The sequence below is a fragment of the Sphingomonas sp. 10B4 genome (genome assembly GCF_035019905.1).
In the GTDB taxonomy this organism is placed as follows: Bacteria; Pseudomonadota; Alphaproteobacteria; order Sphingomonadales; family Sphingomonadaceae; genus Sphingomonas; species Sphingomonas glacialis.
In genome coordinates, this window is record NZ_JASJVC010000573.1 from 1 (window position 1) to 236 (window position 236).

Genomic DNA, 236 nt, shown 5'->3' on the forward strand with positions numbered 1-236 from the left:
TTTGTGCATAACGCTGTCATCTGAATTTCATGCTCGCTGGCGAGAAAGGGGCTTTGCAGGTCAGTTCCAATCTTCTCAATCGCCAGCAGCATGAAGCCCACCACCGTGGAAGCCAGCGGCGTGAACCAACCCAGGGTTTCCACCAGGCCTATAGGCACGATCAAACAAAACAGGGTGATGAACAGCCTTGGGAAGGCTACGTATGGATAAGGTAACGGTGTGTTGGCTATGCGCTC

1 protein-coding gene is annotated in these 236 nt (G+C 53.0%); it reads right to left on the bottom strand.

Annotated features, from left to right (window positions below; translation table 11 throughout):
• A partial coding sequence (locus tag QN347_RS21100) for a bestrophin family ion channel (RefSeq protein WP_416350927.1) occupies positions 1-230 on the bottom strand: 230 nt, incomplete at its 3' end.
• Positions 231-236 lie beyond the last annotated feature (6 nt).